This is a genomic window from Enterococcus sp. AMC1086, assembly GCF_058216575.1.
Genome location: NZ_CM177100.1, coordinates 1,465,347 through 1,479,290, shown reverse-complemented (window position 1 = coordinate 1,479,290; position 13,944 = coordinate 1,465,347). Strand labels below are relative to the sequence as shown.

The following is a 13,944-nucleotide window of genomic DNA, read 5'->3' as shown; positions in this document are numbered from 1 at the left end:
TTTTCCTCCTATACTTCAAATCGTTTGGACAATCGAATTTGGATGATCGAAATACACGCGATGATAACGAACAGAATCACAGCTATTGCATTAGCATATCCATATTGATTATTTTTAAACGCATAATTATAGACTAATAGACCCAGTGTTGTTGTTTTGTCACTTGGTCCTCCTCCAGTTAATGCATATATCAAATCAAAAGCAGTTAGCCCACTTTTTAACGCCATAATAAAAACCATACTCAATGATGGTAAAAGATAAGGTAATTCTATGTGGCGAAAAATTTGACTTTTGGATGCGCCATCCATTCCTGCCGCTTCTAAAATTTCTTCAGGAATACTTTGTAATCCTGAAAGAAAGATAATAATCGGCATAGCTGCTCCTTGCCAAAGTGCAACAAAAAGCACGCCATAAAAAACCGTTTTCTCATCAGCAATCAAATTCACTTGTAACCAACTGATATCAAGTACTTCACCGATTTGAGGCAAACCATAGTTAAAAATTTGTTTAAAAATCAATCCTAACGTCACTGTGCTTAATACAGCTGGAAAAAAATATACCGTTCTAAAAAGACCTACTCTTTTTATTTTGGTATTCAGTAACCGAGCAATAAAAATACCAATAATAATCTCACCAACAATCAATCCGATCGTAAAAATCACTGTAAAAGAAATACTTTTAAAAAACTTTTCATCAGAAAAAATCAATTGATAATTTTTCAAACCAACCATCTCATAATTTGAAGTCAATCCAGTCCAATTTGTTAAACTATAGAAAAAGCCCTGTAGCATTGGAAAGTAGAAAAAAATCAATTGTAGAATAATTGGAACTGCAACAAAAAGATACGCCCATTTTTTATTTAAAAATTCTCTTACTCTCATTAGTGATCCCCTCTTTTTCCAACTATTTCATTGTGTCAAAAAAACTATTTAAATTCTTAGCTAACTGAGTTTTATTCCCACTATTAATATAATCAACGGTAGCATGCCAGAAGTCTTCTTCTGAATTCCAATCCTTTTGCAACCAAACAATCTGTTTATCTGTAAATACATACTGCGTAACACCTTCTGTTTCTGGAAATTTCCCTTTTGTTTCAACAGACTTGATTGCTGTTGGCGCACCATCTACATCATAATATTTTTGCATGGCTTCTTTTGTTGTTAAGTATTCAACAAATGCATTTGCCGCTTCTTTATTTTTAGATTTGTTACTGATCGATACAGCTAAATCAGCTGCTCCTACTGTCAGTTCTTCGCCTACTTTTTCTCCAGGAAACGCAAACATTCCAATTTCAAAGTCCGGCTGTTGATTTTGAATCGCTGGCAATGCCCAAATACCTTGAGGAAAAATAAGTGCTTTTTGATTGGCAAAAGTAGCGACTGCATCGTCATAAGTGGCACCATTGGCATTTTTTTGGGCTGTTCCTCTCATTAAGTTTAATCGTTCAACCACTTCTTTGAAATCTTTATTCCCCGTTTTGATTCCGCCTTTTGGACTGTGAACTAACGCTTTATTTGCTCCTATGAATCCATTGTCAACAGTTGCCCAAGCTAATTGATGATAACCATTTAAGCTCCATGAATCGGTCGTTGTCAAAGAAGCCGCAAAGGGAATTTCATTTTTATCTTGGATCATTTTGACTAACGTTTCAAACTCTGCCCAAGTTTTCGGAGGCTCTATCTTTAGTTTCTCAAAAGCAGTTTTATTATAGAAGAAACCCCAGGCATTACTCGTTAAAGGAACCGAATACTCTTTACCATCGATTGCGTAAGTTTCCGCTGCACCTTCTTTTAGATTGCTCATATAAGATGCCTTGGTTAAATCTTCAAAAACATCTGCCTTCGCCCATTCTTGAAAGTCAGCGTTTTGTGGATATGAATTCACGACATCTGGAACATCACCACTCGCAATTCTAGTTTTCAAAACTGTACCAGCATCTGGTACATTAGTGAATTTTATTTTAATTGTTGGATTTTCCTGTTCAAAGTCCTTAATGATTTCTTCCAACGTCGACTTCATTTCTTTTTTTTGAGAGAAAAATTCAATTTCTGTTTGACCTGTGTTACTTTCTTGTTTTTTTCCACATGCGGTTAAACTAATTGTTGCGATTGTCACAAAGACAATTTTCGTCCACTTTTTCATTTTATTCCCCTCAACTTTCGTTTTAATTAAGTACGCATTTTGAAATTAGAATTATTTATAGTTTTCTAAAATAATAGACAATACTTGAAAAATCTCCTTTACTATAAGGAATCGTTAGACCAACATTCATCAGTTCATCTCCACAAAATCGACGTCCAGTTTCTATCTCAAGATAGGTTGCTTCACTATCCAGACCTTTTAATTTTATGAAAGTGATTGGTGCCTCTGCTACTGCAAGTTTTCTGACATATGTTACGACAGATTCACTTTGATCTTTGGCAACATAACTAAATGCAATATCGTTATTATCGTTGGTAGAACAATCTAGTCGATAGAGTTTCCCTTTTTGAATGATCGGTCTGATTTTTTTATAAAACCTGATTTGTTCCTTGATTGCCTTCAATTCCGCTTCAGAAAGTTTCGTCAAATCCAGCTCATATCCCAGATTACCAGCCATTGCAACCGCTCCTCTTGTTTCAAGCGACACACTTCGTTCAACTTGATGGTTAGGCACTGCCGACACATGAGCACCCATCGTAATAGCAGGAAAAATCAAACTCGTTCCGAATTGAATATCTAAACGGCAAATTGCATCGGTGTTGTCACTTGTCCATGTTTGCGGCATAAAACACAACATTCCCAGATCATAGCGACCTCCTCCACCTGCACAACTTTCAAATAAAATTTCTGGAAATTTTTGCGTTAATTCAGCTAAAACATGATAAAGTCCCAACATATATCGATGTGCTACTTCTTTTCCCCCTTTTGCGTTTGAAAGAGAAGAGATATTCGTTATATTACGATTCATATCCCATTTAACATACTGAATAGTACTAGATGTAAATACCTTAGACATCGAGTGAATAATATAGTCACAAACAGCCTGTTGCGATAAGTCTAAAACTAATTGGTTCCGACTAAATGTATGTTCACGACCTGTTGCCTGTATACACCAATCTGGATGATCATGATAAAGTTCGCTATCTACAGAAATCATCTCTGGCTCGACCCACAAACCAAATTGCATGCCACGGTCATTGATTTTTTTTGCCAAACCGCTCAGACCTATCTCTAATTTGTCGTAATTCACTGTCCAATCGCCTAGAGAAGAATTATCATCCATTCTTTTTCCAAACCAGCCATCATCTAAAACAAATAACTCAATGCCAACTTTTTCAGCATGATCCGCTAATTTAAGCAATTTTTCTTCATTAAAATCAAAGTAAGTAGCTTCCCAATTATTTAACAAAATCGGTCGTTCTTTTTGTTTATATCTACCTCTTAAAATATACCGATCTACAAAATCATGAAGCTCACGGCTCATTTGGCCTAAACCATGGTCATGATAGGCTAGAAGTGCTTCCGGCGTTATAAAAGTCTCTCCTTTATTTAATTGCCAGCCAAATGTTTCGTGATTGATTCCGATAAATAATCGTGTATTTTGTAGTTGATCTACAAAAGCGCCCGCTTCAAAATCACCACTATAAATCAACTGTAAACTGATGATTTCTCCATAATTTTCATTTGCATTAGGCTCTGCCAACGCGATAAACGGCGTACTTCCATGACCAGATGCTCCTCTTCTAGAATTAACGATCGATAGTCCTTGCTGCAGTTTACTTCTTTGGACCATTTTTTCTCTTGCGTAACTACCTGTCAGCTTAATAAGGTCATAATTTGAACTTGGCAAATCGATCATGAAACTAAGTGCTTTATTTAAAAATAAATGTTGTTTCATTCCATTTACAAATTCTGCATGCGTCGCAATAACGTTAGAGTCATCAAAAATCGTAAAGAATAAATGGATATTCATCTCTAGAAATGAATCGACTAATTCAATTTCTAACGTCATGCATTCTTTTTCATTACTTCTACTTGAAGGTAAATTCGTCAGTTCTTTTTTCCCAGAATAAATTTTATGCCTATGATAACGTAAATCTGCTAACGCATCATGTTCATTCACTACTTCAAAAGCTGGAGTTCGAAAGTCTCCTAATCCTGTACAGCTATATACCAATCGTTGTGTATCCAGTGAAAAAGTACGATCATTTGAATAGGGACTCGGTGAAAAAGCTCGGTCCAAATATTCATATCGGTTTGATTCATGATATTCTTTGATTTTTTTTCCAAAATATTTTTGTACAAGACAACCTTCTTTTGTTATACCTAAAATCAAACTTATTTTATCTGAGTACACATGAAAAAAATTTTTTTGATTATCGAATTCTATATTCATTCTTTCACCTCTATCATTGATATCTCTTATTTTAATTTATGAAATCGTTTCCTAAAATAGCAAAATGTTGATATTTCATGGTAAAATGTTCTTAATTGATCAATTGAGGTGAATAAGCATGGATTTTGTTTTTTATGAATACGAAAAAAAACAGTTGGATATAAATATTGATTTTTGCGGTAGAGAAGCTTGCTTACCTAATTATTCCTTTGGTCCATCCATTAGAGAAAATTACGTGCTTCATTTTATTTTAGATGGTTCTGGCTGTCTACATATTGATGGAGATTCAATTGATTTAGCAGCTGGAGATTGTTTTGTTTTGCCTAAAGATCACATTACGTTTTACCAAGCGAATAAACAAACGCCATGGGAATATGTATGGATTGGAATTGGTGGAACGAAGGTCGAAGAATTTCTTCAACGCTCCTCATTATTAGATTTTTTCTATTTAAAGAATATTGCCCATAGTGCGTTCATTAAAGAATTTATTCTATTAGTAGATTTATCAGAAAACGTAGGCGATTCTAATATTGACTTATTGATGGATAGTCAAATATATAAGCTGCTTTACATACTTGCAGACGAATTTCCATCTACTAAACAAATTAAAAAATCGCAAAAAGAACTTTATTTTTTAGAAGCTATTAAATATATAGCCAACTATTTTAATCGTGCAATAACGGTTACCGATATTTGTTCGCAATTAAATTTAAGTAGAAGTTATCTATATGCAATTTTTAAAGCGCAAATCGGGTATTCCCCTCAACAATATTTACTACGATTCAGAATGAAAAAAGCGTCTGATTTATTAGTTAATACCTCTAATACAGTTACGATGATCGCATCTTCCGTTGGTTACAATGACCCTCTTAATTTTTCTAAGGCTTTCAAATCCTACTATGGCCAATCCGCAACAGAGTATAGAGTAAATCATACCGACCTCAAACAAGGTAGACGAGTCTTTTCTAAGAAAATAGACTAGGTATTACTGAAAAAACAATCTATAAGGAAATAAATAATAGGCTAGAACATAACTCGACGAGTTATATCCTAGCCTTAAGGAATCCGAATAAACGATTTTGTCCCAACTTCCTATTTATTTAAAAACCAAATGATATTCTCCTTCTTCAGCGCTATCTAAATATTGATACAAAATCAATTCAAGAATCGCCAACATTGAAATATGAGAAGTGATTTCCATTTTGTTTAAAAAGAGTTCATCTGTAAACACGTAAAAATTAATATCACTCATATTTTGTACGACGTTATTATCTGCACCCGTGATCGATACTAATAACGGATGTGTTGCATTTTTTAGATACTGCATCAATTGAATCCATTCTTCATCTTTTCCTTGATAGGTTAAAATAAATACCATATCCTCAGATTTTATCTGCTGTTGCACAACTGCTCGCATTGGCTGATCTTCAGGAAATACCACCAAAAATCCAGCTGCTACAAATAGATACTTTACATACTGCATCAGCTGTTTATTCATTCCTTTAGCAAATAAGTAGATAATTGGTTTTTTCTTTAAATACTCTCCTACTTTTATCAAACTGTTTTTATCGATCACACGAACAGATTCGTTGATATTTTTTAGATACTCTTCACGATAATCTTTTTGGGAAACAACAAAGGGACTGACTTTTTCTTCTTTTTTCTGATTTAAAAGAGTATATTTAACGACTGTTGTGAACTCACTATAACCAGAAAAACCAATTTTTCTAACAAATCGGAGAAATGTTGTGGTTGATACAAAACAATCATCGGCTACTTCACGGATGCTTTTATTTTTAATTTCATTTAAGTTTTTTACAACATAATCAAATAGTAGATGTTCATTTTTTGTTAGCTCCGAAACGTGAGGGTTTATCACTTCAAAAAAGTCCATTTTCTTCCCTCCTACTTATTTTTTGGAACACTTTGTGCAATACAATGAATATTTCCGCCACCTAATAAAATTTCACGTGCAGGAACCCCTATAATCTTGCGGTTTGGGTATAATTTTTCCAGTAATATTCCTGCTGCTTGATCATTCTTATCATTAAATAATGGATAAACAACCCCGCCGTTAGCCGTAAAATAACTAACATATGTTGCAGTCAGTCGATCTCCAGGAAAGCGCGGCAGCATTCCATTGACTGAGTCTACTCCCTGGCTTTCTTCGGTTGTGATATACATTGGTTCAGGCATCAGCATTTTATGAATAGTCAATTTTCTGCCTTTTGCATCGGTTTCATTTTTTAACTGTTCATAGGCTGCTTTTGAGATTTCATATTGAGGATCATCGGGGTCTTCTGTCCAAGTCAGGACGATTTCGCCCGGACGTACAATATTCAGCATATTATCGATATCTCCATTGGTTTCATCTAAAAAGAATCCTTGTTTTAGCCAAATAATTTTTTCTACATTACAGTATACTTTCAGGACTTCTTCAATTTCCTCTTTAGAAAGTTTACCATTTCTACCTTCTGAAAGTAAAACTTCTTCTGTTGTGTATAATGTTCCGTCGCCATCTAAATGAATAGAACATCCTTCTAAAATAAATTCTTTTAAAGAGTAGTAATCGATATGATTAAATTCGCACAATTTTTCAGCAATCAAGTCATCTTGATCCCAAGGGAAATACAAGCCGTCTAATAATCCGCCCCACGCATTAAAACGCCAGTCTACTCCACGAATTTCCCCCTTTTTGTTTGTTACATAAATAGGCCCATAATCCTTGATCCAAGCGTCATTATTACTCATCTCCATCACTCGAATAGACTCAGGCAATAAGTGACGAGCATTTTGATATTGATTTTTCGAAACCAACATCGTAACTGGTTCAAACATCGCGATGGCTTGGGCTACTTGTGCATAGGCAGTTTGCGCAGGTTTTCCTCCATTACGCCAATTATCAGCTCGTTCCGGCCAGATCATGTATGTTTCTTTGTGTAGGTCAAATTCTCCCGGTGCAAAAAAACCATCCTCTTTAGGATTACTCATTTTTAACTTCATATAGTCTGTACTCCTTTTACTTATTGGTCCGTTATCCACTATTTCTACATCTGCTTCGCTTCTTAGAATAGTGTTACTCCTTTTACCTATTGGTCTGTTATCCGCTATCTCTACATTCGCTTCGCTTCTTAGAATAGTGGTACTCCTTTTGCTTATTGGTCCGTTATCCACTATTCTACACCTGCTCCATTTCTTAGAATAGTGACGCTTCTTTAGCTTAAAATTTCCGTTATGTAAGCGATATATTTTTAATATATCAGAAAGAAAGAGTAGAAACTAGTTTTTGTCTCCACTCTTTCTATAAAACTAAGCAGTAATGATGGTACCTGTTTCTTCTTCTAATAAATTCTTGATATTTTCTATGGAGGTGATTACTGCTTTGCCGTTGCTATTTTCTTTAATAAACATTATTGCCGCCTGCACTTTTGGGAGCATACTGCCTGGTGCAAACTGGTTTTCTTCAATATATTTTTCCATCTCTGCAACCGTTACTTTGGTTAAATCCGCTTGACTTGGTCGATTGAAATTGATACTGACATGATCGACACCTGTCAATATCACTAGCCTATCCGCATGAATCAATTCAGCTATTTTTTCAGAAGCAAAATCTTTGTCTATCACGGCTTCCACACCCTGATAGGTGCCATTTTTTCTCACTACTGGAATACCTCCGCCACCGCCTGCAATCGTAACGATTCCATTTGCTACTAATTGTTCAATCACAGGATATTCGAGAATATCGATCGGACTTGGTGAAGGAACAACTTTCCGAAATCCTCGACCTGCATCTTCTACGTATGTTGCAAATGTTTCTCTTTTCTCTACTTCCATTTCTTCTTCACTTAAAAAGGGACCAACTGGTTTACTTGGTGCTTGAAAAGCTGGATCAGTTTCGCTGACAACCACTTGGGTTAAAAGTGTTGCTACGTTTTTAGAGATATTTCTTTTTTTCAATTCATCTACTAGCGCATTTTCAAGCCAATAGCCAATGCTGCCTTGTGTCATTGCAACGGCTGTATCGACAGGCATTGCTGGATTTTTCTTTGTAGCACCTAATTGCTGCTGTAATAATAGATTTCCAACTTGAGGGCCATTACCATGCGTGATGATCAGTTCATGACCTGCTTCAATGAAATCTGCTAAATAATATGCTGTGTACGCTAAAGCTTTTTGTTGTCCTTTAGCACTGGGATCCGTTGTTAAAATAGCATTTCCTCCCAATGCAACTACGATACGTTTTTTCATTTATTCCACCTCACTTTGGTACTTGTTGGGTAATGCAGTGAATATTTCCGCCACCTAAAAGAATTTCTCTTGCAGGTACACCAACAATTTTTCTATCAGGATATAATACTTGTAATAAATCGATTGCTTTTTCATCATTTGGATCATCAAATAGTGGTAAAATGACACCACCATTTGCCGTATAATAATTTGCATAACTTGCAGCTAAACGATCCCCTTTTTCTCTTGGTAAGGTTCCAGCTACTGCATCCACTCCAAAACTCTCTTCTTCAGTGATTAATATCGGATTGGGTACGTGTAATTTATGCACAACAAGCTTACGACCTTTAGCATCTGTTTCATTTTCTAAAATAGCTAAACATTCTTTTGAAATTTCATATTGTGGATCGTCTTTGTCATCCGTCCATGCCAAGACAACTTCTCCAGGCTTCACAAAATTAACAATATTATCGACATGGCCATTGGTTTCATCTAAATAAATTCCACGTTTTAGCCAAATGATTTTTTCCAATGATAAATATTCCTTTAATACTTGCTCGATTTGTTCTTTTGAAAGCTGGCTATTTCGACCTTCCGATAGTAAACATTCTTCTGTAGTGATCAAGGTTCCCTCACCATCCACATGGATCGAACCACCTTCCAAAACGAAATCATTTAAGCGATAACGATTCAGCCATTCTATTTCACAAATTTTCTGTGCGACCTGATCATCTTTATCCCAAGGAAAATACAGTCCATCAACTAATCCGCCCCATGAATTAAAAGTCCAGTCTACACCACGAATTTCACCTTCATCATTTTTGACAAAGGTTGGACCGCAATCTCGAACCCAAGCATCATCGTTTGCGATTTCAACAACTCGAACACTTTCTGGCAGCATATGGCGAGCATTATCATATTGTTTTGCAGATACACCTACTGTTACTGGTTCAAATTCGCTGATAGTAAGGGCTACATCTACAACTGTTTTTTGTGCTGGTTTGCCGCCATTGCGCCAATTATCTGGACGTTCTGGCCACAAAATATATACACCTTGATGTGCTTCAAATTCTCCTGGCATGCGGAATCCGTCTTTTTTAGGTGAACTATCAATTGTTTTCATGGTTTAAACTCCCTTTCTCTTGCTCTTTTTTTATCTGTTGCTCTTTTGCATACTCTTTATCTCCTAAGCGAATACAGATTTCACCAATAATCACCGCTGCCATCGTTCCAATCAAAATAGGAATTTTTTCAGCATATTCTGTTTTGGATAAAGGGACAATCGAAAAAAATAGAGTGATAACTAACAACGCTAGAGGAATATATGCGATCATTTTCAAAAAAAGTGGTCCTCCTAGCACTTTAAAAGGTCTCTCTTTATCTGGATCAATCTTGCGTAACTTCAAAAAAGCAGGAAACATCATAATATAAGAAACTAATAATGCCACCACATTTAATGCGAAAAATGCCCAGAAAATATTTTCATTTGGTATAAACGGTGCTGCAATCACTAACAGCGACGCTACAATACCATTTATGACTGAAGCTCCTATTGGCATTTTGTTTTTAGGATTTTCTTTTGCGAATAGGTTTGGCATATCATGATTTTTGGCAGCATAAAAGGCAACGTAATTCACACCTAAAGCCCATGAAATCAGATTTGCCGCTAAGGTATACATAAACAGTAAGCCAATGATGATAACAAATGGATTGATCCCACCAACTAATAAAATAAAGCTATCAATCAACCCACCTGAAGTTGATAATTGATCTGCTGGCACTGCTGCTCCCATCCCAAATGCAGCAAATAAATAGAAGAATGCAATCAAAATACCGCCGTAAATGATCGCTTGCGGAATTTGTTTTTTCGGATTTTCCATATCACTGGCTAAGGTTGTTACCACTTCAAATCCTAAAAAGTTAAACAAAATCACAGAAATAAAACTCAAACTATTTAAATCAAATGTCGGCAACAACGCTCTCCCAGAAAAATCATTCGCCATGCCCTTTGTCACAGCATGATAAATGCCTAACACGCCTAAACAAACCATAATGCCGACTTTCGCAAATGCAGCAATATTCAAAATCCATTTACTATCACTGACAGGATAACAACTGATCAATGTTACTCCCCAGATAAAAACTAATTGAACTATAACTAAAATTGGTGTCCCTAATGCTAATCCGAAAATTTGTGTCATGACTTCTGTGAAAAGCACCGCCAAGCTAGCCATCCAAATCGGAAAATTGATCCAATAAAACCAAGCAACACGCGCGCCCCATCGACGCCCAAAGGCCATCTTGACCCAATCATAGATACCCCCGTCACCTGTATAAGTAGTGCCTAATTCCGCTGAGATCAAGCCGTAAGGTAAGAAGAATAAAATTAATAAAATTCCCCACCAAAAAAATTGGGATGAACCAATAGCAGCAGCAGGAGCGGCAGATTCAACAACAAGTATGACAACTACTGCCATTAAAACTGCATCAAACAACCGAAATTTCTTTTTTTCTTTCATGTTTTTACGCACCTTTCATTAAAGAAACGGGAATAGAAGTAGAATCTTAACTATAGATCACTTCTATTCCATCCGTTCTAAAAAATCATTTAGCGACGACAGCATTTCTTAACATTAATTCAAATTGTGCATCATAAAACTCGCCGACTGCTTCACTCGCATAATTTAAATATGGATTTAAGAAATAAACCAACAATGCACGCATTGCCGTCAAACGATTTTCTGCTTCATCTAAAACGATTGAATAAGGTGCATCTAACACTTCATCGGTCACTTCTTCTCCTCTAGTGGCAGGTAGACAATGTAAAAATTTGACATGTGGCGCAGCCATATCGATCAAAGCTTGGTTCACTTGATATTTTGGATAGAATGTTGCCATTCGCTCTTCTTCAGATAACTCGGCCTCATACAATCCATACCAAACATCCGTATAAATAAAATCAGCATCTTTCATTGCCTCTTCTGCATTTTCTGTCATTTGCACACTACCGCCAGATAGCTTCGCATTTTTTTGACCGATAGCAAGTGTTTCCTCTTTGATTTGAAATCCTTTTGGTCCAAACTGAACAAAATCCATACCCATTTTCGTTGCCATAAACATTGTTGATACACATACCTGAGTCGCATCTCCAACAAAGACAATTTTGCAATCACTCAGCTTTTTACCTTCTGGTAGATGTTCTGTCATTGTAATAATGTCGCCTAATTCTTGTGTCGGATGGTTGTAGTCACTCATGCCATTGATAACTGGAATCGTTGTATCTTTGGCTAAATCGACAATTGTTTGATGACGTTCCACTCGTGCCATTAAAATATCTACTAAACGAGATAACACTCGAGCAGTATCACCTAAAGATTCATGTCCGCCTAATTGAATTTGACCTGGTGCTAAATATTGTGCATGACCGCCAAGTTGTGTCATCGCCGTTTCAAAAGATACTCTCGTGCGAGTTGATGATTGCTCAAAAATCATCCCTAACGTCTTATCTTTTAAAAGGGGTGGATAATAGCCATTTTTGATTGCTTCTTTTAATTTCAAAGCTAGCTGGATCATAAAATCGATTTCTGCTTTCGTAAAATCATTTGTATCGACAAAGTCTCTTTTTTTCATCATTGCTTCCACCATTCTCTTTTTGATTTGTGTTGTCGGATTCCTCGAGTTTTCCTATTGACGAGTTAAGCATACCGCTAAGTTTCTCATTTTTAAAGCGGTTTCTAAATACTTGATGAAGAGAACAGCAGCTTGTACTTTGTTCCATTTTGAGTAACAGGTTACTCTACCCAATTATTATTTTTTTAATGAATGGAAAAAAAGGCAAAAATGAGTAAATCAAACTCATTTTTACCTTTTAGTATTTTTCTTAAAAACAGCTCTAATTTGTTAAGTCTTCCCCATTTGTAGCAATAACTTTTTTATACCAGTCAAATGATTTTTTCTTCGAGCGTTTCAATGTCCCCTTTCCATCATTATCTCGATCGACATAGATGAAGCCATAGCGTTTTTTCATCTCTCCTGTTCCAGCTGAAACAAGATCGATACAGCCCCACGTTGTATAACCTAATAAATCTACACCATCAAGTTCAACCGCATCTTTCATTGCTTGGATGTGTGCGGCTAGATACTCAATCCGATAATCATCGATCACATTTCCATTTTCATCTGGCGTATCCACGGCACCTAAGCCGTTTTCAACAATAAATAGTGGTTTTTGATAACGATCATACAAGTCATTCATCGTGGTACGCAATCCAAGTGGATCGATTTGCCAGCCCCATTCACTTGCTTCTAAATACGGATTTTTCACTGAGGCAAAGATATTTCCAGCTGTTTGTTCATTGATTGCCGGATCTGTTGATTGGACCCGTGATGAATAATAAGAGAATGAAATAAAATCAACGGTATGTTCCTTTAATAAGTCTAAATCGCCCTCTTCGATTGGTAATTCAATCCCTGCACGTTCTAATTCTTTCAACGCATACGCTGGATATTCTCCACGAGATTGGACATCGATAAAGAAGAAATTCTCACGATCTGCTTGACGAGCTGCCCAAACATCTTCTGGTTTACAAGTGTACGCATAGTTTGTACCAGCCGCTAACATACAGCCTACTTGGTTTTCGGGATCGACTTCATGTGCGATTTTGGTCGCAATGGCACTCGCCAATAATTCATGATGTGCAGCTTGGTATTTCACTTGTTCTTTGTTTTCCCCTTCTTCAAAATAAAGCCCTGCGCCCATAAATGGTGCATGTAAAATCATGTTGATTTCGTTGAACGTCAACCAGTATTTTACTAAGCCTTTGTAACGATTAAAGATGACATTGCATAGATTTTCATAAAACCCGACTAATTCACGACTGCGCCATGCACCATATTTTTCGACGAGATGCATCGGACAATCAAAATGTGTGATCGTTACAAGAGGCTCTATCCCGTGTTTATGGCATTCTTTGAACAACTCTTCATAGAACTTCAATCCTTCTTCATTCGGCTCTGTTTCGTCTCCTAGAGGGAAAATACGACTCCAGGCAATCGATAGACGATAGGTTTTAAAGCCCATTTCGCCAAATAACGCAATGTCTTCTTTATAACGGTGATACATGTCGATTGCATTTTGCGCTGGGTAAAAATGTTCGTCATCAAATTCAAACATCTTTTTCTCTCCAGTGATCACTGGAAAACGATCTGGTCCCACTGGCGCTAGATCTACGTTCGCTAAGCCTCGGCCGCCTTCATTATAGCCCCCTTCACATTGATTGGCCGCTGTTGCGCCGCCCCATAAAAAGTCTTTTCTAAATCCCATATCAAAAACCTCCAAC

11 protein-coding genes are annotated in these 13,944 nt (G+C 36.4%); 1 reads left to right on the top strand and 10 read right to left on the bottom strand.

Annotated elements, in window-relative coordinates:
• Positions 1-8: 8 nt before the first annotated feature.
• Genes AC4BC4_RS06895 through AC4BC4_RS06885 form a run of 3 tightly spaced genes read right to left on the bottom strand, consistent with a single transcriptional unit; the run spans position 9 to position 4,378 of the window.
• On the bottom strand, positions 9-881 hold the full coding sequence (locus AC4BC4_RS06895) for a carbohydrate ABC transporter permease (RefSeq protein WP_438756204.1): 873 nt from the start codon (positions 879-881) through the stop codon (positions 9-11).
• Between the two features lie 22 nt (positions 882-903).
• Entirely contained in the window at positions 904-2,142 is a 1,239-nt protein-coding gene (locus AC4BC4_RS06890) for an ABC transporter substrate-binding protein (RefSeq protein WP_490477208.1), read from the bottom strand.
• A gap of 55 nt (positions 2,143-2,197) precedes the next feature.
• Positions 2,198-4,378 carry an alpha-galactosidase gene (locus AC4BC4_RS06885; RefSeq protein ID WP_490477207.1) on the bottom strand — a complete coding sequence of 727 codons (2,181 nt, stop codon included), beginning with the start codon at positions 4,376-4,378 and terminating at the stop codon, positions 2,198-2,200.
• Positions 4,379-4,496: 118 nt separating this feature from the next.
• Here AC4BC4_RS06885 and AC4BC4_RS06880 point away from each other — a divergent pair, with 118 nt between their 5' ends.
• A complete protein-coding gene (locus AC4BC4_RS06880) occupies positions 4,497-5,360 on the top strand; it encodes an AraC family transcriptional regulator (RefSeq protein ID WP_490477206.1) in 864 nt (287 codons plus the stop codon).
• Positions 5,361-5,474: 114 nt separating this feature from the next.
• Here AC4BC4_RS06880 and AC4BC4_RS06875 read toward each other — a convergent pair whose 3' ends face one another.
• The 7 genes from AC4BC4_RS06875 to AC4BC4_RS06845 all read right to left on the bottom strand — a co-directional run bounded on the left by AC4BC4_RS06875 (position 5,475) and on the right by AC4BC4_RS06845 (position 13,928).
• Positions 5,475-6,272: a MurR/RpiR family transcriptional regulator gene (locus AC4BC4_RS06875; RefSeq protein ID WP_490477205.1), complete on the bottom strand. Its 798-nt coding sequence runs from the start codon at positions 6,270-6,272 to the stop codon at positions 5,475-5,477.
• 11 nt (positions 6,273-6,283) lie between these two features.
• The gene (aguA, locus tag AC4BC4_RS06870) at positions 6,284-7,381 is read right to left on the bottom strand and encodes an agmatine deiminase (protein WP_490477204.1); all 1,098 of its coding nucleotides are present in this window, start codon (positions 7,379-7,381) and stop codon (positions 6,284-6,286) included.
• Between the two features lie 306 nt (positions 7,382-7,687).
• Positions 7,688-8,626 (bottom strand): carbamate kinase, encoded by a 939-nt coding sequence (gene arcC, locus AC4BC4_RS06865; RefSeq protein WP_490477203.1) that lies wholly within the window; start codon positions 8,624-8,626, stop codon positions 7,688-7,690.
• Between the two features lie 10 nt (positions 8,627-8,636).
• Positions 8,637-9,728 carry an agmatine deiminase gene (aguA, locus tag AC4BC4_RS06860; RefSeq protein ID WP_490477202.1) on the bottom strand — a complete coding sequence of 364 codons (1,092 nt, stop codon included), beginning with the start codon at positions 9,726-9,728 and terminating at the stop codon, positions 8,637-8,639.
• A complete protein-coding gene (locus AC4BC4_RS06855; RefSeq protein WP_490477201.1) occupies positions 9,715-11,124 on the bottom strand; it encodes an APC family permease in 1,410 nt (469 codons plus the stop codon). The genes aguA (AC4BC4_RS06860) and AC4BC4_RS06855 overlap by 14 nt, the downstream gene beginning before the upstream one ends.
• Before the next feature lie 85 nt (positions 11,125-11,209).
• Positions 11,210-12,235 carry a putrescine carbamoyltransferase gene (gene ptcA / locus AC4BC4_RS06850; protein ID WP_490477200.1) on the bottom strand — a complete coding sequence of 342 codons (1,026 nt, stop codon included), beginning with the start codon at positions 12,233-12,235 and terminating at the stop codon, positions 11,210-11,212.
• A 262-nt stretch (positions 12,236-12,497) separates the two neighbouring features.
• Positions 12,498-13,928 (bottom strand): 6-phospho-beta-glucosidase, encoded by a 1,431-nt coding sequence (locus AC4BC4_RS06845; protein ID WP_438756214.1) that lies wholly within the window; start codon positions 13,926-13,928, stop codon positions 12,498-12,500.
• Positions 13,929-13,944: the final 16 nt, after the last annotated feature.